Here is a 22,597-nt window from a genome sequence, read left to right as displayed (position 1 = left end):
CGTCACTTGATCGCGATCGGGTTGACCGGGGAACCGACCGCGCCGACCACCCGCAGGGGCGGGGCGACAAGCTGGAACTCGTAGACGCCGTCGGCGGCGCAATCCTGCGCCAACGCGGTGAGATCCCAGTACTCGCCGAACATCATGCCCATGTCGCGCAGGCAGAGCAGGTGCAGGGGCAGGAAGACGCCGTCGACTCCGGACACCAGATCTTCGACCTGAAGATTGTCGGCCGCGACGGCGGCAACCTCGTGGTCGTGCAACCACGAGGCGCAGCTCCAGTCCAGCCCGGAGAAGGCCTGCGTCTTGTTGCCGGTCTGTGCGAACCTCGTCCACCAGCCGGTCCGGATCAGCACGATGTCGCCGCGTTCGATCCGCACGCCCTGGGCGCGCGCGACCTCGTCGAGTTCTTCGGGCGTGATCGGATTACCCTGCTCGAGAAAGACTTCCGCGCCGCGATGGCGGACCAGGTCCAGCAGCACCCCGCGCGAGGTAATGCCCTTGCCGTCTACCTTGTCGATACCGCAATGCACCGCGCCCAAGCTGGTCACCGAATCCGCCGGAAAGCCGTTGTAGAGCTGGTCGTCGTAGTAGACGTGCGACAGCGCATCCCACTGGCTGGCCGCTTGTAACGGCATGATGATCAGGTCGTCGTTGAAGCGGAACGGATTGTCGTCGTTCATGTAACTGCTGAGCTGCTTGGCCACCGGGTTGCTCGACCAGCCCGGTCCGTACTGGGCCAGCGTCTTCGCGTCGCCACCGTCGATGGTCATGACGTGTACGGGATTATGCCGATATTCAAAGGCGCCCTGTGGCCCGGACGAACCGAAGTCGACGCCGAGCGGAAACACCTTGCCGTGCTTGACCAGGCTCGCCGCCTGAGCCGCCTTCTCGGTGGTGATGAAGTTCAGCGTTCCCAGTTCGTCGTCGTCCCCCCACCGTCCCCAGTTGGAGACGTCCTTCGCGACCCGGCGGAAGTCGGTCAAGTCTGCCACGGGGTTCCTTCCTATCCGTTTAAGAGTTCACCAGCGATCGCGGCGCCCACGTTTCCACCGTCGACCCAGATGATCTGTCCCGTGATGTAGCTGGCTGCCTCACTATTCAAGAAGAGCAGCACCGCGGCCTGCTCGGCGGGTTCGGAAACCCGGCCCAGCGGCTTCGGGATGTCGTCGAGGAAGCCCTGCCCGTACGCCGTGCGCAGCTGGTCGAGAATCGGCGTCTCGGTGACGCCGGGTCCGGAGCAGTTGATGCGAATACCCTTGGCGCCCAGCGGTGTGGCGCTGCGCATGGTGTAGAAGATGATCGCTTCCTTGGACAGTTGGTAGCCGTTGCCCAACGCGTCGGGATTATCGTGGCACCACTCGATGCCCTCTTGCATCGTCGTGGTATTCAGCAGCGGCGCCACCGCCGCCGCGTGGTCCCGATAGGCGGCCGCCGCGAGCGAGGACACGCTCACGATCGAAGACCCCGGCGCCATCGTGGGGACCAGCGCCTCGGTGAACTGCCGCAGACCCAGGAAGTTGATCGTGGCCACCAGCGACGGGTTACCGATCCCGGAGGAGACGCCGGCGACGTTGAACAGCGCGTCGACCCGTCCGCCGATGGTCGCTACCGCGCGGTCGATGGACTCGGGGTCGGCGAGGTCGACCTCGTGAAACTCGTTGACCTCCAACGGTGGTCGGCGCTTGTCCAGCCCGACGACCCGCGCCCCGAGTTCGGTGAGCTGCCGCACCACGTGTTCGCCGATGCCCGACGCACACCCGGTGACCACGGCGCGGCGGCCTTGATAGCCGAGGTATCGCCACAAATCGTCGATCGCGACCACGCTCTTCCTAAATCTACGAGCCTTTCGGTGCTACTTCTTGTTCTGCTCTTCCTTGGCGCGCCGCGCCGCCTGGACGCGGCCCTCGTTGATCTCGGCCATGGCCTCGGGGATCTCGCTGGCGGTGAATTTATCGCGCCCGGCGGGCAGGCCCCCGAAAGCATAGGTCTCGTCGAACAGCGGCGCGCTCGACTTCTCGCGGCGCGCCTCGACCTTCTCGATGACCGGTGCCAGCCGCTTGGCTTTGACGGCGACCGCCTTTTCGTCACGTTCGATGAATTCGGGCAGCACCTCTTTGCCCATCAGCTCGATGGATTCCATGGTGCCCTCGTGGCTGCGGGGGTTGAGCAACAGGATGATCTCGTCGACACCGCTCTCCTCGTAGCCGCGCAAGAACTCGCGCACGGTGTCCGGAGTGCCGATCGCGCCGCGCCCGGGACCGTAGGCCAGCGTCGGATCCTTCTCGACCTCCTCGAGGTAACGCTTCCATACCCCGGTGCGGCCCGGGGTGTGCATCCCAGTCAGGTAGTAGTGCATGATGCCGAACGAGAAGAATCCCCCGCCCTGGCCCAGACGCTGCAACGCCTGTTCTTCGGTCTTGGCGACCATCATCGACAGGCCGCCGCCGATAGCCAGGATGTTGGGGTTGATCTGCGGCGTGATGGGCACGCCCTTCTCCTCGAACTCCTGGTAGTAGCCGTTGACCCGCTCTTTCAGGGGCCCGGGACCGGTGTAGGCGAAACTCAGTGCACCGATGGCCTTTTGGGCTGCCATCTGCACGCTGGCCGGCCTGGTGCAGGCGACCCAGACCGGGGGATGCGGCTTCTGCAACGGCTTAGGGATTACGTTACGAGGCGGCATTCGGATTTGCTCACCTTTGAAACCCGTGAACGGCTCCTCGATCATGCACCGGATCGCGACCTCGAGCGACTCCTCCCACTGCGCGCGCTTGTCGGCGGGGTCGACATCAAAGCCGCCGAGTTCACCGACGGAGGAACCTTCGCCGGTGCCGAATTCGACACGCCCGTTGGAGAGCAAATCGATGGTCGCGACGCGCTCGGCCACCCGGGCCGGGTGGTTGACGGCGGGCAGTAGATGCATGATGCCGAAGCCGAGCCGGATGTTCTTGGTGCGCTGGCTGGCCGCGGCGAGAAATATCTCCGGCGCGGTGGAATGGCAGTACTCCTCGAGGAAGTGGTGCTCGGTCAGCCACACGGTGGAGAACCCCGCCCTGTCGGCAGCCTCCACTTCGTCCAGCGCGTCCTGCAGCACCTCCCGCTCATCATCCGGTGCCCACGGCCGCGGCAGAGCGAACTCGTAGAACAGTGAAATTTTCATTGTTACCTCCTCAAGAGACTAGTCTTGGCTGGCAAGGTGTTTCGCGGCGACAAAGCCGAAAGTCATCGCGGGCCCGATGGTCGCCCCGGCGCCCGCATAGCTGCGGCCCATCACCGGCGCTGAGGTGTTACCCACCGCGTACAACCCCGGCACGATCGCACCGTCGGGCCGCAGCACGCGGGCGTATTCGTCGGTCAGTAGACCGCCCGACGTCCCGAGGTCGCCGAGAACGATGCGGAACGCGTAGTAGGGCGGGTCACCCAACGGATACAGATTGGGGTTCGGCAGGGTCGGATCGCCGTAGTAGTTGTCGTAGACGCTGTCTCCTCGGTTGAAGTCGTCATCGTGACCCCGGCGCGCGAGCTCGTTGAAACGAGCTGCGGTGGAGCGAAGTTCGGCTGCCGGGACATCGATCTTGGTGGCCATTTCGTCCCAGGTGGTCGCAGATTTGACCACGCCAGACTCCAGCCAGGCCGCGGGGACCTTGCGCCCAGTCGGCACCGGTGCACCGGGAATCTTCGGCAGCGGCAGGTGGCCGCCGACGACGTAGCGATTCCACGACCGGTGATCGGTGATCAGGCAGCACGGGATGTGGGTGACACCGGATCTCTGCCCGTCGACCATGGCGTGGCCGAAATCCATGTACGGGGCGGCCTCGTTGATGAAACGCTTACCGTCGCCGTTGACAATGAACTGCGAGGGCATCATCCGCTCGTTGAGCATGAATTGCATTCGGCCGTCCGGCCATTGAATGGCCGGAAACCACCACGCCTCGTCGAGTAGGTCGGTTGCGGCGCCTATCTTTTCGCCGGCCCTGATGCCGTCGCCCATCGCGACGGGATTGCCGAAGCTCCAGTCCTGGTCCACCTCGGGTAGCTGTTCCTTACGCCGGGCAAGGTCGTGGTCGAAACCCCCGGAAGCCAGGATGACGCCGCGGCGCGCACCGATGCGTTGCTTGGCACCGTCGCGCTCGAGCACCACTCCGGTGACCGATCCGTCGGCATCGGTGATCAACTCGGTCATCGGCGCGTCCAGCCACAGCGGAATGCCGTTCTCCCGCATCGCCAGCCGCAACCGTGCGACCAGCGACTGGCCGATCGCGGCCATCCGCTCGTTGAAGGCGCGCGCCTTGAACATCCGCCAGACCAGCTTCAGCAGCACACCCTTGCCGGCCCACCACTGCCTGATCCGGTAGAAGGTCCGAAGATCCTTGGGCCCCAGCCAGATTCCCCGGGGAGCAAGTGCCAGCGGTTTGAGCATCAGCCGCTCGTCGACACCGAGCTTCCGCAGATCGATGGCCGGCACGTTGATCGTGCTGCCCAGCTTGGAGGCACCCGGCAATTCCGGGTAGTAGTCGGCATAGTCGGGCTTCCAGACGAACTCGAACCATCCGGAAAGCCCTTCGAGGAACTCGAGCATTTTCGGCGCGGACTCGACGTACTGCCGGATGCGTGCCTCGCTGACTAGACCCTCGGTGATCGTGAGTAGGTATTCGACCACGCCCTCGGGATCTGGGGAGCAGCCCTCCCGGCGTTGTGCGGGCGCCCCGGGTACCCAGATGCCGCCACCCGACAAGGCGGTGGAACCGCCGAAAAAGGACGCCTTTTCGATCACCAGCGCGTCGAGCCCGGACGCGCGCGCGGTCAGGGCGGCAGCCATGCCGCCACCGCCGGACCCGACGATCAGCACGTCGACCACATGATCGAAGCCGTTCATCTCCACGCCCGTCATGCCGGCATCGCCGTCCTGATCGCGAATCCGGAGATCAGTTCCTCGGCCGGTTTGTAGTACCGCAACGCCGTCTCGTATTCGCCCGCGGTTTCCAGCGCGGCGAACGCCGCGATCCAGGTGCGGACTTCGTGCGCGGAGGTGCCGCCCTCGTAGCGCACGAACGCGTTCGACCAGAGGTCGAACTCATCGAGCCGGCCGGCGTCGATGATCTCCAAGAAGCGGTGGTCCCACGCGGGATTGAGCGGTTGCAGATCACTTTCGCCCCCGGCAAACGCCTGGGCCGCCTCGACGACAGCAACCTGGCGGGCTTGCCGCTGCTCGGGCGTCATCGGCCGGCCCTGCACGATGCGTTCCAGCACCGCGTCCGGCGCGGTCGCCAGCGTCGGCACCGGTGGGCTGTGCGAGAGTCCACCGGACCCGATCACCAGGACCCGCTTATCCAGCGTCGCCAGATAGGTTCCGACCGCCGCGCCCAACGCGCGGCATCGATCCAGCGGTCCCAGCGGCACCGCCACCGCATTGATGAAGACCGGTATCACGGGACGCGCCGTCGCGTCCCCGAATAGCTTCTCCAGCGGCTGGACGGTCCCATGGTCCACGTCCATGCTGGCCGATACCGCCACGTCGATGCCCGCGTCGAGGACGGCCTCGGCGCACTGCAGGCCCAGATCGGTCGGGACGTCGAGCGGACCGGCCTGGGTTCCGTAATCGCCAACTCCATTGGCGTTCAGTCCGATACAGAACGGCGGCATCGCCTTGTAGAAGAATCCGTTGTAGTGATCCGGAGAAAAGATGACGACCAGTTTGGGGTTGTAATCGTGAACGAAATCCCGAGCCTGCGCGATGGCGCCTTCGATGTCGTCAAGCAGGTCCCGCGATGGCCCCGGAAGATTCAGGAGCGGGCTGTGGGACATACAGCACAGAGCCATTGCCACTGTCGACATCACCCCCTCCCGGGATAAGGGTGAGGGCATCGAGTAGCGACGCGCTGAGCTCGGGCGAGAGCTGGGCGATGCAGGCGCCCGCGATGCAGCGATCGGGACGCAGGAACACCACCGATTCGGAATGCACGTCGAACCAGGACTTGAGCTCACCGGTGCGATCGCCCACCACGACGACATCCGGATCGTCGTGCCCGGGCCAGTGCAGCTGCGTCAGCGGCCGCAGCGCAACGAAGCGGGCGCCCAACGCTTTCCACTTCGCGAAGGCCTCGTCGCCGAGGATCTTGCGCGGGTTGTTGTTCCAGCACAGCACGGCGAACCACGGGCCCAGCACGTCATCCAGCAGCACATCCTGCTGGGTCCGGGTATCGACCCTGGGCTGGATGAACAGCGTGCCGACCGGCGATGCGGTGCCAGGCGGTCCTTTGGGATTCGCCGAATGGACGACCGCGCCGTGTTCGTAACGCGGCATCGGCTTGAACCGCATCTCAAGCACATATCGCTTGAACCTCGGCACAATTGACGCCGAACGCACCAGCACGTCGCGAACGCTTGCCACCCTGCGGTTGGTCGGCTAGATGACCCGGCCCACCATCGTGGAGAGATCGATCATGGCCCGCGCGTGCTTGCGGCGCTCCATGTCGTAGGTGTCCAGCAATTTGTCGTCGGCCCGGCCGTTGACCACCGCGGCCAGCTTCCAGCCCAGGTTGGCCGCATCCCGGATGCCGCTGTTGTAGCCCTGCCCCTGCCACACCGGCATCAGGTGCGCGGCGTCCCCGGCGAGCAGCAGCCGGCCGCTGCGGAACGCCCCGGCGATTCGCGAGTGGTGGGTGTACACGCGGCGCCGGATCACGTCGACCCGGTTGGGCTGCGGCACCATGCGGGCCAGCATCTGCTCCAGGAACGCCGGATCCTCGGCCTGCTCGTCGGTCTCGTCGGCGTGAATCATGAACTCGAACCGGCGAATTCCGTGCGCGATCGAAATCGAGGCGTACGGACGTTCGGGGTCGGCGCCCACCTCGCTGTTCGGATGGCCCAGCGGATCGTTGGCGATGTCGACCACCAACCAGCGCGTCGACGACGTCGTCCCGTCGAAGGACACGCCCATCACCCGGCGGGTCATGCTCCGCCCGCCGTCGCAGCCCACCACGTAGCGGGCCCGCACCGTGGAGCTGCCGCCCTCGCCGCCGAGTTCGACCGTGACGCCGTCGTCGGTTTCGGCGCAGGCCGTCATCGGCCGGCTCCAGCACACCTCGACACACTCGAATCTGTCCAGACCGGTGAGCAATTCGGCGTCGACGAGCGGCTGGACGAACCCATTGCGCTTCGGCCAGCCGAAACGCGCGTCGGGCGGCGCCATTTCGGCAAGCACCCGCTGCTTACCGTCGACGAAGCGCAGGATCTGGTTGGGGACCGTGTGCGGCAGGATGCGGTCGACCAGACCGATCGACTGGAAGGTCCGCAACGACTCGTCGTCCAGGCCGACCCCGCGGGGGTAGTCGATCAGCGAGTCGCGCTCGTCGACCAGCAGGGTGCGAACACCTTGGGCACCAAGGATATTGGTCAGGGTCAAACCGACCGGGCCCGCGCCGACGATCACGACGTCGAGATCCATCGCTGCCTGCCTGTGCCCGTCGGTTGCCATTAGCGTCCCAGCAGGAAATCGAGATGCAGCTGGTTGAAGGTCTTGGCGTCCTCATACTGCGGCCAGTGGCCACAGCCAGGCATCACCTCGAACCGCGCGCCCGGAATCATCGACGCCATCCGGCGTCCCTCGGTCACGTCGGCGGTGGGACCGTCACTGGTCCACAGCACCAGCGTCGGCGCCACGATCGAGCCGTACTCCGCCGGCCCCAGAATATTGCGGGCGCGAATCTCGGGGTCCTGCAACGCCATGATGTCGCTCATCGCGGAGACGAATCCCGGTTGGCGGTATACCCGTTGGCGGCTGGCGACCAGATCGTCGTAGTCCTTGGACTTGTCGGCCATCAGCCATTTGATGCGGGCTTGCACCGTTTTCCAGGCGGGGTTCTCGGCGGCCGCCATGGACAACGTGATGATCCGTTGCATCACCACGGGATCGGCCTGGGAGCCACCGGCGGTGTTAAGCACCAGTCGCTCAACCACATCCGGATGATCGACCGCGGTGCGCGCGGCCACCCACCCGCCGAGCGATTCGCCGCTGAGGTAGGCGCGGTCCACGCCGACGGTGCGCAGCAGGGCCATCAGGTGCTCGACGTAGTGGCCGACTTCCAGCGGGTGGCGCGGCTTGTCGGTATATCCGTGACCGAGCATGTCGATCGACCAGGTCCAGAAATGCTCGGCGTGGGCGCCCAGATTGCGCACGTACGCCTCGGCGTGGCCGCCGGATCCATGCAGCAGCACCAGTACCGGCTTGCCGGGATCACCGGCGCGCAGGTAGCGGGTCCGGACTCCCCCGGCGTCGAGATAGCCCTGCTCAAACGCGACACCCTGGAGATCGCTCCAGATGCTCTCGAACTCGGCCACGGATCCTCTCCGCCTACCACTGGTGGAAATCTGATTCTCGTTTTAGACTTACCTCGTGTGCATATATCGCACATATTGGTGCGTTATATAAAGAGCTTCGCTCTCTCCTGGAGGTATGTCAAGGCTGTGACGGGTTCGGGTACCGGCTCGCAAACGCTGGCCAGGGGACTCACCGCCCTGCAAATGGTGGCGGATTCCCCGACGGGACTGACCGTCCAGCAGCTGGCTGAACAGGTCGGGGTGCACCGGACCATCGCCTATCGCCTGCTGTCGACGCTGGTCCAATTCCGCTTGGTAGCCAAGGGAGAAGACGGGCGATACCGGCCGGCCGCCGGCCTCGCGGTGCTCGGCGCCTCGTTTGACCGCAATGTGCGCCAACTGAGTCTGCCGACGCTGCGCGCCCTGGCCGACGAACTGGGCACCACCGTGTCATTGCTCGTCGCCGAGGGCGATCAGCAGGTGGCCGTCGCGGTGATCGTGCCGACCCACGTCGCCTACCAGCTGTCCTTCCATGAGGGCAGCCGGTACCCGCTGGAGCGCGGCGCCGCCGGAATCGCGCTGCTCGCAAGCCTGCCCCCACGCCCGGGTGAACGGGACCTGGTGTCCCGCGCGCGCGAGCGCGGCTGGGTGAGCACCTATGGCGAGATCGAACCGAACACGTACGGCCTGGCCGTGGCCGTCCACCGCCCGGCGCCGTCGCCGCCGACGTGCATCAACCTCATCTCCCATCGGGAAGACGTGGTGCTACGTGGCAGGGATGCGGCCGTCAAAGCCGCGAAGCAGTTGTCCGAGCTGCTGAGCTGAAGGGATTGCCGTTGATGTCTTGGGATTCCGAAGTCGACGTGGTGGTGCTGGGCACCGGCGGGGCCGGGCTCACCGCCGCGCTCTCCGCCGTCGCTGCCGGCGCCTCGGTCGAGGTGTTCGAGAAGGCCCCGACCGTCGGCGGGACCACCGCGGTGTCCGGTGGCGTCGTGTGGATTCCAGCCCATAATCGTTCTCCCGACGGCGAATTGACCGAAGCCGACGCGTTGCGGTACCTGCGCGCGCAGTCTCTGGGCACGATGGACGACGCCCTGGTCGAGACGTTCGTGCGGACCGGCCCCATCATGCTGGAATTCGTCGAAAGACATAGTGGCCTGCGCTTCGACATTGCCGAAGGATTCGCCGATTACCGCCCGGAGCTGCCAGGCGGACAACCAACTGGCGGCCGTTCGCTGAGCGCCGGGCCGTTCGACCTGAGCGAACTCGGCGAATGGGGCGGCCGGATCACGTCGTTTCCCGCCGACTGGTCCAACGTCGGTATCGATGCCGAAACGCGGGCGCGCCTGCACGTCATTGCCGAGGAAGACAGCGACCTCTGCGTCGCCGGCACCGCGCTGATCGCGGGGCTGCTAAAGGGATTACTCGACGCCGGGGTGACACCGCACACCAACGCCCGGGCCGAGGAACTCGTCGCCGAGGAAGGCGAGATCGTCGGTGTCCGAATTACCCCGGGCGGTAAGCAGATCAACGTGCGTGCGCGCCGCGGGGTCGTCCTGGGTGTCGGCGGCTTCGAATGGAATCCGGGTTGGGTGCAGGCCTTCCTGCGCGGCCCGATGCACGGTGCGGTCTCGCCGCCGAACAACACCGGCGACGGGTTGCGCATGGCGATGGCACACGGCGCGGATCTGGCCAACATGGGCGAGGCGTGGTGGGTCCCGATCGTGCAGATCCCCGGCGACACCATCGAAGGGAACCAGCGCAGCCGCAGCGTGCGGCTGGAGCGAACGCGGCCCAGAAGCATCATCGTCAACCAGGCCGGGCACCGATTCGTCAACGAGGCATGCGATTACAACTCGATGGCCGGCGCATTTCACTACCTGGATCCTCGGGGCGGATACGTCAACGATCGCGGCTGGATCGTGTTCGATTCAGTTCACTTGCAGCGCTACGGCTTTCTGGGGATCGCCCCCGGCGAGCCGGTTCCCGACTGGTTCTGTGAATCCGCGGACCTCAACGAACTGGGCGACAAGGCCGGTATCGACGCTGATGGCCTGATCCGCACGATCGAGGAATGGAACCGTCACGTCGCCGCGGACGCCGATCCCGACTTCGGCCGCGGTTCCAGTGCGTACGACGGCTATTGGGGCGACGACAGCGCCACCACGGCGGCCGGTAAGACGCTCGGCCCGATCGACACCGCACCGTATTACGCGGTGCCGGTGAGCATCGGCGCGATGGGCACCAAGGGCGGACCACGCACCGACCACGACGGCCGCGTGCTGCACGTCAACGGGGAGCCCATCGGCGGCCTGTTCGCCGCGGGCAATGCGATGGCCGGAGCGACCGGACGGGCCTACGGCGGTGCCGGCGGAACCATCGGTCCGGCAATGGTTTTCGGCTACCGCGCGGGCTATGCAGCCGCCACCGGCAAGTCCGCCGACCTGCGGTAGCACATCACGCCTTCGCGACACTCAATCCATTGCGAGGACACGCCGGGCAGATTCATACGGGCAGGGCCGCAGTACATTAAGTCTCGCGAGCGCGCACCCGGAGGACGCCGCTTTTCACGACTTCAGCGGCACTTCCACACAGATGTGAGTGCCCACCGGGGTATCGAGGAAGAGGAAGATACCGCCGGCCGCATCCACCCGCGTCCGATGCGATTCCAATCCGATGTGGCCCTCGCCCAGGCGGCGCGCCCTGGTCTCGGCGTCGAATCCAACACCATCGTCGGTCACGTTCAGCACACATCTGCGGTCGGTGACCCCGAGCGTGACGGATGCGTGCTTGGCCTTCGAGTGGTGCACGGCATTGGACAGCAGTTCGCGAACCACGCCGAAGACGATCCGGTCGATCTCGTCGCGGATCGGGTAGTCGATATCGGTGCTGACCTCGATGCCCGAACGTCGCTGAGTGTAGGAGGCCAACTCCTGCACCGCGGCTCCTAGACCCGCCTGCTCGAGCACCGCCGGATGCAACTCAAAAGTGGCCTGCCGCAGGCTCTGCGAAGCGGTCTGAAGGCCGGCGAGCGCACGCTCGATACGGTCGTCGCCGGGGTAGGCGGCCCTGATCTCGACGACCTCCTGGCGCACGGCCAGGACATCTTGCAGCGGTCCGTCGTGAATGGATTCCGAAATGCGGCGCTGTAGCACGTCGGACGCGGTCATCGTCTGGGCGAGCAATTCTTCCCGCAGCGCGCTTAGTCCCGCGATGGCGCGAGTGTGCCGCTCCTCCATGCGTACGGCCAGATAGGCCGTGCCGCAGAGACCGGCGTAGAGCGCAAACCGAAACAGGCACTCGGAAAGTCCGAATTCGTGTCGCATCAATGGATCTTGAAGCACCGCAACGAGAAACCCCATCATCGAGCAGGCCAGCACCACCGCCGCACGCCGCGACGAGACATCAAGGCCGATGAAGATGGGGAGCAACATCATGATCAGAAGTGGATCGATGCTGTCGGTAGACAACACCTGAAACACCGTCACCGTCACGACATCGATGACGGTGAATCCGAAAGGCTCGAGTCGACCGATCCCGATCAAGCGTCCCCGCTCGAGCCATTGAAACGGAGAGAACTCGCGCGCGAGAGCGCAGAGTGCGATAACCGCGTACAGGATTATCAATACGCTTTGCTGGCGCCATTCATACCGGGGCGTTCCGATGATCATGGCGGCGATCATCAGCCCCAACACGCCGATCCGGATCACCGCCGCGATGCGGTACGAACGCAGCTGATGAACCCTGCGTGCTCGCTGCAGTTCCGCGTCGCCTATCTGCGTCACCCGATCACCGTACTCATGGATGTCGGTCCCCCCGCCGCAACTAGAGGAAATGCGCAGCAAGAAGCCCCGAACTCCCACTTCACCTTTGCCCTAACCCGCTAAGCTGTGCGCCATGACTGGCGGAGCAACGCCCGAGAAGGTCCGCGTCGTCGTCGGCGACGACCACCCGCTCTTCCGTGAAGGCGTTGTGCGCGCGCTGGCGCTCAGCGGTGAGGTGAACGTCGTCGGCGAGGCGGACGACGGCACGCAGGCGCTCGAGCTGATCAAGGAGCACCGCCCCGATGTCGCGCTGCTCGACTACCGGATGCCCGGCATGGATGGCGCGCAAGTGGCCGCGGCGGTGCGCAGCAACGAATTGCCCACCCGCGTGCTGCTGTTGTCGGCACACGACGAGGCGGCGATCGTGTACCAAGCGCTGCAGCAGGGTGCTGCCGGATTTCTGCTCAAGGACTCGACGCGCACCGAAATCGTCAAAGCCGTCCTCGATTGCGCAAGCGGAAACGACGTGGTGGCCCCCTCGCTTGCCGGCGGCCTTGCCGCGCAGATCCGGCAGCGAGCCGAACCCTCGGCTCCCGTGCTGAGCGCTCGGGAACGCGAGGTGCTCAATCGGATCGCCCGCGGTCAAAGCATCCCCGCGATCGCCGGCGAGCTGTTCGTGGCGCCGTCCACGGTCAAAACGCACGTGCAGCGGCTATACGAGAAGCTCGGGGTTAGCGATCGGGCGGCGGCTGTCGCTGAGGCAATGCGGCAAGGTCTGCTCAACTAGCGGCCGGCCACACTTCCGGCTCCCGAATCGGTGCCGGCTCCTCTTCCCACAACATCGCCCTCGCGTGAGCCTCGGCCTCGGCGACCAGGTGGCGCGCCCGGCGCTCCACCTCGTAGAGGTGACCGGCACTGACGCCGTCGCTGATCAGGCGCTGCCTTTCGAAGACCAGGGGGTCCACCGAGGAGACACCATTCGGACGCTGGGTCACCGCCTGCACCAAAACGGGACCTTCGCCCGCGCCCGCCCGCCGCACTGCTTCGACAACCGAGTTACGAACCGCCTCAACGTCGTTGCCGTCGACCGAGAGCACCGGCATGCCGTGGTAATCGGCCACGTCGGTGGCCTGACGTGCGTTCTCGATGACGAACACGACCGGAAGCCGCCAGGACACCGCGATCTGCGCGGCCTCGGTGAAATCGGCGGACTTCACATCACGAGTTCCCATGGCGCACACCGTGACCCTGCCATCGTCGATCAACTGCTTACCGTAGGCGTGACCCACGGCCAGCAGCGGTGACTGCTGCAGGGCTCTCGAGGAGGCGGACAAACCGCGAATCGAAGCCGCGAACGGAGCGTCCTCGTCGCTGTCCGGACCGAAGCCGGGGCCGATCAGCGCGGCGATGGCCGGGCCCAGGGGCAGCGAGCAACCGACCTGCTGGGCGTGCTGCAAGTGGATGATGCCAGTGGTCATGACGTCGCCCGGGCGCAGTGCCGCGGCGGTGCCGATGGCTACCGCCTCCTGGCCGCAGGCGGCCTGCACGGGCTGGTTGAGACGACCGTCGATGCGCAACTCCTCCACCGCCACGTCGAGCAGGCGCAAGACCCACATTTGGCGGTACAACTCCAGCTGGTCGCGTAACCGTGCCGCTGACAGTTCGGGTGTGCGAGTCATCTTGGGGGTCTCCTAACTCGTCGTGGATACAAGAGTTAAGTTAGGCCGGTTTAGCTGGGCAAACCTCCGCCGATCGGGCCCGAATCCAGATGAACGCCCATTCCCCCGATTGGGGGACAGGCGAGGATCAGATCTGATCCTGGCCTGCGCGCAACAGCAGTCCCGCAGCGGCCGAATAGGGGTCGTCCTGTCCGTCGGCCACCGACTGGGCGAGCCCGTCGAGATCCGGCTGAGCCCGCAGCTGGCTCTGGGCCAGGGAAAGGATTTGCGCACGGGCGCGCGCCACCCGGCGCTCCCGGCTATCGGTGCGGTGATGATCGTCGATCGCGGCGACCAGGGCGTCGACACCCTCCCCCCGGGCGGCGATCAGGCTGACGATCGGAGCCTTGGTCTCGGCCCGCAGATCCCGCACGGTCTGTTCGGCGCCTTCGCGGTCGGCCTTGTTGACCGCCACGATGTCGGCGACTTCCAACACGCCGGCCTTCGCGGCCTGGACAGCGTCTCCCGCTCCGGGGTTGAGCATGACGATCGTGGGGTCGGCGACGGCCGCAATCTCGATCTCCGACTGCCCCACCCCCACTGTTTCCAGCAGCACCATGTCGTAACCGATCGCGCCCAGCAGACGGATGGCCGCCGGGACCGCCGCGGCCAGACCCCCAAGGTGTCCGCGGCTTGCCACCGAACGGATCAGCACGTCAGAGTCGTTGATATGCGCGGCCATTCGAATGCGGTCACCCAATATCGCACCGCCGCTGAACGGTGACGAGGGGTCCACAGCCAGCACGGCTACCCGGCAGCCACGCTCCCGGTAGGCGCCGACCAGGGCCGCGACCGTCGTCGATTTACCCGCGCCGGGCGGTCCGGTAATGCCGACGACACGCACCGTCAGCGCGCTTGCCGGACCGATGCTTGCCAGCACCTCGTCGCGCTGCTCGCCCTCGACGAGGCTGAGCAGCCGACCCGCCGCGCGCTGAGATCCGTTGCGCGCTGCGGCGATTAAGTCGGCGAGGGTCATGAACACATTATGGAGACGCGCGGGGCGGGCACGATCACAGGCTTCTCCAGTTCAGACGGCGCAGCGCGGACGTGAGAGCCGGCCGCAGAGTCACGAGAACAAGATTCTCTCAGAATGAGAGTGTTCGTTGCAAGCATGTGCCACCTGGCCGAAAGGGACGCGGACTACGATCTCGTCCTATCCGCGGACACTGCTCTTTCAAACGTAGGGAGGCGGCGGGCAGCCATGGCTCAGTCGGAGGGGACCATCGCGGTTCCGGGCGGAAATGTTTGGTTCAAGCGCGTCGGCGGTGGTCCGGGCCTTCCGCTGCTGGCAGTGCACGGCGGGCCCGGCGTCCCGCACAACTATTTGCTTTCGCTGCAACGCCTGGCCGATGAACGCGAGGTCATCTTCTGGGATCAGCTCGGCTGCGGAAACTCCGAATGCCCGTCGAACACCGAACTTTGGACGGTGGAACGCTCGGTCGCCGAAATGGACGCCGTGATCGGTGCGCTCGGCCTGGAGCGCTTCCACCTGTTCGGCAACTCGTGGGGCGGAATGCTGGCCCAGCAGTACCTGCTCGACGTCCCGTCCACCGCCGCCAGCCTGACGATCTCGAACAGCATCTCGTCCATACCCGCGTTTTCGGACATGGTCGCCCGGCTCAAACGCGACTTGGACGCGGACACCCAATCCGCCATCGACCGACACGAGGCCGCCGGCACAACACACTCGCCGGAATACCAGGACGCAATCCGCACCTGGAACGAGACGTATCTGTGCAGGGTTCACCCGTGGCCGCCGGAACTTCAGGAAGCGTTCATCCGGATGGGCGCGGAAATTTTCGAAACGATGTTCGGCCCCAGCGACTTTCGCATCGTCGGCAACGTCAGCAGCTGGGACGTCTTCGACCGATTGATCGAGATCGCCCTGCCGACCCTCGTCGTCGCGGGCAGGTACGACGAATGCGACCACGAGCACATGTGGGAAATGCACCAGCGCATCAAGGACTCACGGTATGAGTTGTTCGAGTCGAGTTCTCACATGCCGTTCATCGAAGAACCGGACCGGTTCGACGAAGTGATGCGGGACTTCTTGCGACACCACGATCTTTGAGGCCGGATCGAAAGCCGTTGCAGCTGGTCAACACGGACCGTGACCGACACCACACCGGACGCGCCGATTAAAACGTTGCTGAGCCCGCTTGTCCGGGTACGGGTCACTAGACCAACAACTTCTCACGAAGGGGGCTCCATTATGAGTGACCGCGACAGTGGAATCGTGGAAGGCATCAAGGGCGTCATCGAAGACGCCATCGGCAAGACCAAGGAGATCGTCGGCATCCTGATCAGCCACGAAGGTCTCCGCAAGGAAGGCCGCGCCCAGCAGGACAAGGCCAAGGCGCAGCGCGATGTGGCCAAGAAAGAGGCCCAGGCCGAGGCCGCGCGTGGGGCGGAGAAGACGGCCGAAGCCCGCGAGAAGGCCGCGGCTAAGAGCTAGTCCCGCCCGCCCAAAGGACTGAGCCGCGAGGTGCGGCTCAGTTCTTGGCGGCGTTGAACTTGGCGACGTTGGCCCGGAAGTCCTCGGTCAGGAACGACTGGCTTTCGGCCGAGAGGGCATAGTCCAGGCTTGCCAGCACCGCCCGGTCCAGGTGGATGTTGAGCACCCGCTTGGTGCTTTCGACCGCCTGTTGCGGCAACTCCAAAATCTTTTTGGCGCAAGCGATTGCGTCCGCGACAGGGTCGGCCGCCACATGGTTGGCCAGCCCCAGTTCGACGGCACGCTGCGCCTTGATGCGGGTGCCGGTCGGGGCGTACTCCTTGGCCAGCAGCAGGCTGATATGTAGCGGCCAGGTCAGCGGCCCGCCATCGGCGGCCACCAGACCCACCTGCACGTGCGGGTCGGCGAGGTAGGCGTCTTCGGCGATGTAGACGATGTCGCTCAACGCGACCAGGCTGCAACCCAGACCGACGGCAGGCCCATTTACGGCCGCCACCACGGGAATTCGGCACCGCGCCATGCCCAACACGATCTCGCGACCGTCACGGATGGTTTTCGCCCGCAGGTCGGCGTCGTTGGAAAGTTCCTCGAGATAACCGAAATCGCCGCCAGCCGAAAAAGCCCGGCCCGCACCGGTAATCACCGCGGCGCGGGCGGTAGGGTCATCGGTCAACCGTTGCCATATCCGTGCCAGCCCGGAGTGCAGATCGTCGTTGACCGAGTTCAGCGAATCCGGCCGATTCAGCGTGATGATCCGCAGCGCACCGTCGGCGCGGACGTCGATTTCAGCAGGCATGTCGTACACGTCAGACTCCCAATCCCAAGATGCGTGAAGCGATGATGTTTTTCTGTATCTGCGATGTCCCGCCCATGACGCTCTGCGCACGGCTGTACAGGTAGGCGCTCAGCAGGTCGGGATCACGGATCCCGGCGACCGCCAGTGCGGCGTGGCCCACGGATTGCTCGACCCAGGTCATCAGCAGCTTGTCCAGCGAGCCTTCCGACCCGTGCGACACCCCGTCCAGCTGTTCGGACAACCGCCGCCGCACGTGGTGGGTCAGCATGTCCGACTGGACCGCCGCCCAGGCCAGCTCTTCAGGAATCGGACCTTCGCGATCAACCCAGTGCGTCAACAGTTGTCGGACGAGCTTGCCGTAGCGGGCCGCGTAGCCGAGGGTGGAGGGTTCGCGTTCGTGTCCGACGACGGTCATCGCCACCGCCCAGCCGTCACCGGGAGCACCGACCATTCGGGCGGCCGGAACCGTGGCACCGTCGAAGAACACCTGACCGAATTCGTTGGTGACGCCGTTCATCATCTGCAGTGGACGTTGTTGCACGCCGGGCTGTTTCATCGCGATCACGAATGCTGACAGACCCCGGTGCCGCTTCGCATCGGGATCGGCGCGGGCCAGTAGTAGACACCAGTCGGCCACATCCGAATAGCTGGTCCAGATCTTGTGCCCATGGATGACGTAGTTGTCGCCGTCGCGGGTCGCGGTGGTGGTCAGCGACGCCAGATCTGAACCGGCTCCGGGTTCACTGAAACCCTGGCACCAGCGCTCGGTGCCGTTGATGATGCCGGGCAGGAAGCGTTTCCGGACCTCGTCGCCGGCGTGTTCGCCGATGCCGTACACCAGGTAGCCGACGCTGGGGCGTGGCGGCGCGCCGGCGCGCACCAGCTCTTCGTCGACGATGACGTCGTACACCGGCGCTAGGTCCTGTCCACCCCAATCGCGTGGCCAGGACAGGCCGAAAAAGCCGTTCTCATACAGGGCACGATGCCAGCCGGCCATCCGCTCCCAGTACTCGTCGCCCGTACCGGAGTATTCCTTGGCGTGCGCCGAAAGCCAGCTGCGCAGTCGCTCACGGAAGGCCGCCTCTTCGGGTGAGTCACGAAAGTCCAAGATCGATCTCCTTCAACGTGACGGCCACAACTCTGTCGACGTCAGGGCGCGGCGCAGGTAGACGTGCGCGATGCACTCCCAGGTATTGCCGATGCCGCCGTGGACCTGGACCGCGGTCTCACAGACGGTTCTGGTGGCACGCGCGCAGTAGACCTTCGCGATCTGGGCGGCCTGGATGGCCTGCGCCGGCTCGAGTTCGTCGACGCCCCACGCGGCGTGGCGTAGCACGCTGACCGAACCTTCAATCAGGGCAAGGCTTTCGGCCAGCAGGTGGGCGACGGCCTGATATGAGCCGATCTGCTTGCCGTACTGCTCCCGAATTTTCGCGTAGTCGCAGGCGACGGCCTGCGCACCCCGGGCGATTCCGACCAGGTCCGCCGACGTGGCGACCAACGCGAGCGCGTACCAGCGCGCCGCCGCGTCGTCCACCAGCTCGCCGAGTGTCTCGGGAGAACCCGCCAATTCGGCTTCGGCTCTGGTCAAGTCGGCACCGGTGCGTACGGCGCCGACGTCTACGGCCGCCACCGTGTTGCCGGCGAGCGACAGGGCGCGCCGGGCGCCACGCGCGTCGATCGCGCGATCGTCGACGGCCACCGTCGCGCCGCCGGCATCGCCTCCGATACGGTGCGCGAAGTCGTCGGCCAGTACCGGACCGAGGAATGGGGTGTCGACCAACCGGCGCCCGAATTCCTCGGCGACAATGGCGACTTCGACGGCGGAGGCCCCATCGGAGCGCAGCGAGCGCCAGCCCGTCGCCGCAATCTGCTTGTCCAGCCTGGTGATTCGGCTGTCGTCGGCGAGGTCGGCCACCGTGGCCGGCCCGAGATCGTCGGCCAGTTTCGCAGCGGCATCACGCAACTGTTGCTGTTCAGCTGTCAGACGTACATCCATAGCGCTCCTTCAGCACTCGGCGCAGCACCTTGCCCGACGGCAGGCGAGGGATATCGGGCACGAACACGACCCGGCTCAGATGTTTGTAAGACGCCAGCTTCTCCTCCACCCGGGTGGTGAGGTCGGCGGCGACCGCTTCCATGTCGCCGGCAGCCCGCGTGGCGACCGCGGCGACGACGGCTTCACCGTTGATCCCGTCCGGAATTCCAAACACCGCACAGTCTTTCACGTCGGGGTGCCCGTGCAACACAGTCTCGATTTCGGCGGGCGCGACCTGAAAGCCGCGCACCTTGATCATCTCCTTGAGGCGGTCGGTGATCCGCAGCCAGCGATCGGCGTCAAGCCAGCCGACGTCCCCGGTTCGATACCAACCGTCGCACATCGCCTCGTCCGTCGCGCCGCCCGGCAGATAGCCCGCCATCAGCGAGGTTGACCGCGCCTGGATCTCACCGACCTCGCCCGCGCCGACCGGCAGACCGGTCTCCAGTGAGACGACCCGCAGCGCCACCCCCGGCACTGGGCGCCCGACGGAGTCGAGCCGGGCGCCGTCGATCGGATTGCAGGCAATGACAGGGAGTTCCGTGGTGCCGTATGCCGGCAGCCATCCGACGCCGGTGCGTCGCGTGACGGTCTCGGCGACGCTAGCGCTGACCGGCGTTGCGCCCCACATGATGTAGCGCAACGACGACAAATCGTACGACTCGAGGGTTGGATGCGCGGCCATGGCCAGCGCGATCGGCGCGACCGCCATTTCTATGGTGATGCGGTCGTTTTCGATGTGGTCGAGCATCCGATCGACATCGAAGCGGCGGTGCAGCCGCAGCCAGGCGCCGGTCCGCAGCGCGGAGACGATGTTGAGCAGACCGAGGATGTGAGACGGCGGCGTGGCGACCTGTATCCGGTCCTGCCGGGTGAGTTGCAACGCGTCGCGCCAGTGCCGCACCGCGTCGGCCAGTGCGGCGTGGGTATGCCGAACGGCCTTGGGCAGACCGGTGGTGCCCGAACTGAAGACCAGCACCGCATCGGCGGGCGGTGGCCCCGACAGCGCGATGGGCTCGCCGGGGATGACCGGATCATCCAGGTGCACCATCGGCATCAGTCCGCCCAATACCGGATGGTCCCCGACCGCGTGGCTGGGGGTGGTCAACGCCAGCGCGTGGTCGACCTCGTCGCGTTTCCAGGCGGGACTGATCAGCACCGCCGTGGCACCCAGCCGCCAGATCCCCAGCAGGACGGCGACGAACTCAGGCCGGTTCGACGACATGACGGCAACTCGCTTACCCGCGGTGACACCGCTTTTGCCCAGGGCCGCGGCCAGACTGTTGGCCATCATGTCGAGCTGAGGCAGGCTGTAGTGCCGTTCCTCAAACGCGAGCGCGGCCGGCTCGGTCACGTCCTGTCCTTCCCCGCAGGCCAGGCTGACCCGACATCGGCGCAGTAGAGAGATGCTATCGGCTAGCGAGAATAGTATTCTCTATACTGAAGAACGCAAGCGCGGGTGGGGCCGCCACGGTGGACCCGACGCGTTCCAGCAGGCGGCGCTCACCGCGACGACCGAGGAGACTCCGAGGGTGGCAGATCCCACGACAAACGGCGCCGAGCCCGGCACGGTGACGATCCACCTGGAGCGCAAGAAGGCGACGGTGGCGTTGGTTCCCGGCGAAACGCTGCTGGAGAGCGCACGGCGTGCCGGCCTAGATCCCCCCTTCAACTGCGAGGCCGGCAATTGCGGCACCTGCATGGCTCGCCTCGAGGACGGGCACGCGACCATGCGGATCAACGACGCTCTCGACGACGACGAAGTGGCCGACGGCTACATTCTGACGTGCCAGGGTGTACCCGATACGGCTTCCGTCACGGTGCGCTACGAGTAGTCACAGAGAGGTGGCTTCTGATGTCCAAGGGCATCCTGCTTGTGGAGAGTCGGCCCAGTTCGCCCGAGCGCGAGCAGGAGTACAACACCTGGTACGACGAAGTCCATCTGCCCGAACTGGTGGCTCTGGACGGGATCGTCTCGGCCCGGCGGCTGCGCCCGGTCGACGGCGAGGGCCCCTATGTCGCCATCTATGAGATCGAGGGCGACGATCTGCAGGCCGTCCTGGACAACATGATCGCCAACGCGGGCAAGCTGACGATGTCCGACGCGCTGCTGCTCGATCCCGCGCCGACCCCGCGGCTACTGGAGACGACGACCGAAGTCGACGGCTAGCCGAATTCGGCTGTGCCGCTGCAGGGAAGAGGAAAGCTTGATGGATGCCGGTGACCTGATCCTGGTGAGCATCGACGACCACGTGGTCGAGCCGCCGGATATGTTCCTGCGCCACGTACCCGCCAAGTACAAGCCCGAGGCCCCGGTCGTCGTGGTCGACGCCAAGGGCGTCGACCAGTGGATGTACCAGGGCAGGCCGCAGGGCGTGAGCGGACTGAATGCCGTGGTGTCGTGGCCGGCCGAGGAATGGGGCCGCGACCCAGCCGGTTTCGCCGAGATGCGCCCCGGCGTCTACGACGTGCACGAACGCGTTCGGGACATGAACCGCAACGGCATCCTGGCGTCGATGTGCTTTCCGACGTTCACCGGTTTCTCCGCGCGGCACCTCAACATGCACCGCGAGGAAGCGACGCTGGTGATGGTGTCGGCCTACAACGACTGGCACATCGACGAGTGGGCCGGTTCCTATCCGGACCGCTTCATCTCGATCGCCATTTTGCCGACGTGGAATCCGCAGGCGATGTGCGATGAGATCCGCCGGGTGTCCGCCAAGGGTTGCCGGGCGGTGACGATGCCGGAATTGCCGCATCTGGAAGGACTTCCGAGCTACCACGACGAGGACTACTGGGGCCCGGTGTTCCGCACGCTGTCCGAAGAGAACGTGGTGATGTGTCTGCACATCGGCACCGGATTCGGGGCGATCAGCATGGCTCCCAACGCGCCGATTGACAACATGATCATTCTGGCCACCCAGGTTTCGGCGATGTGCGCGCAGGATCTGTTGTGGGGTCCCGCGATGCGCAACTATCCGGACCTGAAGTTCGCCTTCTCCGAGGGCGGCATCGGCTGGATTCCGTTCTATCTGGACCGCAGCGACCGCCACTACACCAACCAGAAGTGGCTGCGCCGTGACTTCGGCGCCAAGCTGCCCAGCGACGTGTTTCGCGAGCACTCGCTGGCCTGCTACGTCACCGACAAGACGTCGCTGAAGCTGCGCCACGAGATCGGCATCGACATCATCGCCTGGGAGTGCGACTACCCGCACTCGGACTGCTTCTGGCCCGATGCACCCGAGCAGGTGCTGGCCGAGCTGACTGCTGCGGGCGCGTCGGATTCCGACATCAACAAGATCACCTGGGGCAACGCCAGCCGGTTCTTCAGCTGGGACCCGTTCGCCCGTACTCCGCGCGAGCAGGCGACCGTAAAGGCCTTGCGCGCCAAGGCGACCGACGTGGACGTATCCATCCGGCCGCGCGCCGAGTGGGCACGCCTCTTCGCGGAGAGGCAGGCCGCCGTAGCGCGGTAGTCCGCAGCGAACGCGCGGCTGGCCGCGCACT

General features: G+C 65.8%; 20 protein-coding genes and 2 pseudogenes. 8 read left to right on the top strand and 14 right to left on the bottom strand.

What is annotated here, in order from left to right; genetic code table 11:
• Positions 1-2 precede the first annotated feature (2 nt).
• From G6N54_RS22665 to G6N54_RS22635, 7 genes and pseudogenes are all read right to left on the bottom strand, one after another.
• On the bottom strand, positions 3-995 hold the full coding sequence (locus tag G6N54_RS22665) for a cyclase family protein (protein WP_163792168.1): 993 nt from the start codon (positions 993-995) through the stop codon (positions 3-5).
• Between the two features lie 11 nt (positions 996-1,006).
• A complete protein-coding gene (locus G6N54_RS22660) occupies positions 1,007-1,825 on the bottom strand; it encodes a coniferyl-alcohol dehydrogenase (protein WP_163792166.1) in 819 nt (272 codons plus the stop codon).
• A gap of 30 nt (positions 1,826-1,855) precedes the next feature.
• Entirely contained in the window at positions 1,856-3,160 is a 1,305-nt protein-coding gene (locus G6N54_RS22655; RefSeq protein ID WP_163792164.1) for an LLM class flavin-dependent oxidoreductase, read from the bottom strand.
• 18 nt (positions 3,161-3,178) lie between these two features.
• The gene (locus tag G6N54_RS22650; protein WP_163794903.1) at positions 3,179-4,876 is read right to left on the bottom strand and encodes an FAD-binding protein; all 1,698 of its coding nucleotides are present in this window, start codon (positions 4,874-4,876) and stop codon (positions 3,179-3,181) included.
• Positions 4,877-4,887: 11 nt separating this feature from the next.
• Positions 4,888-5,805 (bottom strand): 3-carboxyethylcatechol 2,3-dioxygenase, encoded by a 918-nt coding sequence (locus G6N54_RS22645; RefSeq protein WP_232072925.1) that lies wholly within the window; start codon positions 5,803-5,805, stop codon positions 4,888-4,890.
• Positions 5,753-7,477 (bottom strand): annotated as a pseudogene (locus G6N54_RS22640) (bifunctional 3-(3-hydroxy-phenyl)propionate/3-hydroxycinnamic acid hydroxylase). Before G6N54_RS22640 ends, G6N54_RS22645 begins: the two are co-directional and overlap by 53 nt.
• Complete coding sequence (locus G6N54_RS22635) at positions 7,477-8,340, bottom strand: alpha/beta fold hydrolase (RefSeq protein ID WP_163792160.1); 864 nt, start codon at positions 8,338-8,340, stop codon at positions 7,477-7,479. Before G6N54_RS22635 ends, G6N54_RS22640 begins: the two are co-directional and overlap by 1 nt.
• Before the next feature lie 126 nt (positions 8,341-8,466).
• On the opposite strand from G6N54_RS22635, the gene G6N54_RS22630 reads away from it, so the two are divergent.
• Together G6N54_RS22630 and G6N54_RS22625 are read left to right on the top strand one after the other, a co-directional pair.
• Positions 8,467-9,144, top strand: coding sequence for an IclR family transcriptional regulator (locus G6N54_RS22630; protein ID WP_163792158.1), 678 nt, complete (start codon positions 8,467-8,469; stop codon positions 9,142-9,144).
• A gap of 14 nt (positions 9,145-9,158) precedes the next feature.
• On the top strand, positions 9,159-10,772 hold the full coding sequence (locus G6N54_RS22625; protein WP_163792156.1) for an FAD-dependent oxidoreductase: 1,614 nt from the start codon (positions 9,159-9,161) through the stop codon (positions 10,770-10,772).
• A gap of 114 nt (positions 10,773-10,886) precedes the next feature.
• Here G6N54_RS22625 and G6N54_RS22620 read toward each other — a convergent pair whose 3' ends face one another.
• The gene (locus G6N54_RS22620) at positions 10,887-12,104 is read right to left on the bottom strand and encodes a sensor histidine kinase (protein WP_163792154.1); all 1,218 of its coding nucleotides are present in this window, start codon (positions 12,102-12,104) and stop codon (positions 10,887-10,889) included.
• A 112-nt stretch (positions 12,105-12,216) separates the two neighbouring features.
• Between G6N54_RS22620 and G6N54_RS22615 the strand changes: the two genes are divergently transcribed.
• Positions 12,217-12,870 (top strand): response regulator, encoded by a 654-nt coding sequence (locus tag G6N54_RS22615; protein ID WP_163792152.1) that lies wholly within the window; start codon positions 12,217-12,219, stop codon positions 12,868-12,870.
• Here the strand turns inward: G6N54_RS22615 and G6N54_RS22610 are convergent.
• Together G6N54_RS22610 and meaB are read right to left on the bottom strand one after the other, a co-directional pair.
• Entirely contained in the window at positions 12,863-13,762 is a 900-nt protein-coding gene (locus G6N54_RS22610) for a thiamine pyrophosphate-dependent enzyme (protein WP_179969112.1), read from the bottom strand. The genes G6N54_RS22615 and G6N54_RS22610 overlap by 8 nt on opposite strands.
• Before the next feature lie 127 nt (positions 13,763-13,889).
• The gene (meaB, locus tag G6N54_RS22605; protein ID WP_163792149.1) at positions 13,890-14,777 is read right to left on the bottom strand and encodes a methylmalonyl Co-A mutase-associated GTPase MeaB; all 888 of its coding nucleotides are present in this window, start codon (positions 14,775-14,777) and stop codon (positions 13,890-13,892) included.
• 225 nt (positions 14,778-15,002) lie between these two features.
• On the opposite strand from meaB, the gene G6N54_RS22600 reads away from it, so the two are divergent.
• Positions 15,003-15,872, top strand: a complete 870-nt coding sequence (locus tag G6N54_RS22600; protein WP_163792147.1) for a proline iminopeptidase-family hydrolase — start codon at positions 15,003-15,005, stop codon at positions 15,870-15,872.
• Positions 15,873-16,013: 141 nt separating this feature from the next.
• Positions 16,014-16,256, top strand: a complete 243-nt coding sequence (gene mbp1 / locus G6N54_RS22595) for a microaggregate-binding protein 1 (protein ID WP_163792146.1) — start codon at positions 16,014-16,016, stop codon at positions 16,254-16,256.
• A gap of 37 nt (positions 16,257-16,293) precedes the next feature.
• Here mbp1 and G6N54_RS22590 read toward each other — a convergent pair whose 3' ends face one another.
• From G6N54_RS22590 to G6N54_RS22575, 4 genes and pseudogenes are all read right to left on the bottom strand, one after another.
• On the bottom strand, positions 16,294-17,061 hold the full coding sequence (locus G6N54_RS22590) for an enoyl-CoA hydratase/isomerase family protein (RefSeq protein WP_163792144.1): 768 nt from the start codon (positions 17,059-17,061) through the stop codon (positions 16,294-16,296).
• Between the two features lies 1 nt (position 17,062).
• Positions 17,063-18,160 (bottom strand): acyl-CoA dehydrogenase family protein, encoded by a 1,098-nt coding sequence (locus tag G6N54_RS22585; RefSeq protein WP_163792143.1) that lies wholly within the window; start codon positions 18,158-18,160, stop codon positions 17,063-17,065.
• Positions 18,147-19,051: pseudogene (locus G6N54_RS22580) on the bottom strand (acyl-CoA dehydrogenase family protein). The gene G6N54_RS22585 and the pseudogene G6N54_RS22580 overlap by 14 nt, the downstream one beginning before the upstream one ends.
• Positions 19,029-20,444 (bottom strand): class I adenylate-forming enzyme family protein, encoded by a 1,416-nt coding sequence (locus G6N54_RS22575; RefSeq protein ID WP_163792140.1) that lies wholly within the window; start codon positions 20,442-20,444, stop codon positions 19,029-19,031. The pseudogene G6N54_RS22580 and the gene G6N54_RS22575 overlap by 23 nt, the downstream one beginning before the upstream one ends.
• Positions 20,445-20,622: 178 nt before the next feature.
• On the opposite strand from G6N54_RS22575, the gene G6N54_RS22570 reads away from it, so the two are divergent.
• Genes G6N54_RS22570 through G6N54_RS22560 form a run of 3 tightly spaced genes read left to right on the top strand, consistent with a single transcriptional unit; the run spans position 20,623 to position 22,566 of the window.
• Positions 20,623-20,925 carry a 2Fe-2S iron-sulfur cluster-binding protein gene (locus tag G6N54_RS22570; protein ID WP_232072924.1) on the top strand — a complete coding sequence of 101 codons (303 nt, stop codon included), beginning with the start codon at positions 20,623-20,625 and terminating at the stop codon, positions 20,923-20,925.
• Between the two features lie 20 nt (positions 20,926-20,945).
• Positions 20,946-21,260: a DUF4286 family protein gene (locus tag G6N54_RS22565; RefSeq protein WP_163792136.1), complete on the top strand. Its 315-nt coding sequence runs from the start codon at positions 20,946-20,948 to the stop codon at positions 21,258-21,260.
• A 40-nt stretch (positions 21,261-21,300) separates the two neighbouring features.
• The gene (locus G6N54_RS22560; RefSeq protein WP_163792135.1) at positions 21,301-22,566 is read left to right on the top strand and encodes an amidohydrolase family protein; all 1,266 of its coding nucleotides are present in this window, start codon (positions 21,301-21,303) and stop codon (positions 22,564-22,566) included.
• Positions 22,567-22,597 lie beyond the last annotated feature (31 nt).

This window comes from Mycobacterium stomatepiae, assembly GCF_010731715.1.
Taxonomy (GTDB): Bacteria; Actinomycetota; Actinomycetes; order Mycobacteriales; family Mycobacteriaceae; genus Mycobacterium; species Mycobacterium stomatepiae.
This window is presented reverse-complemented; position numbering and strand designations above follow the sequence as displayed.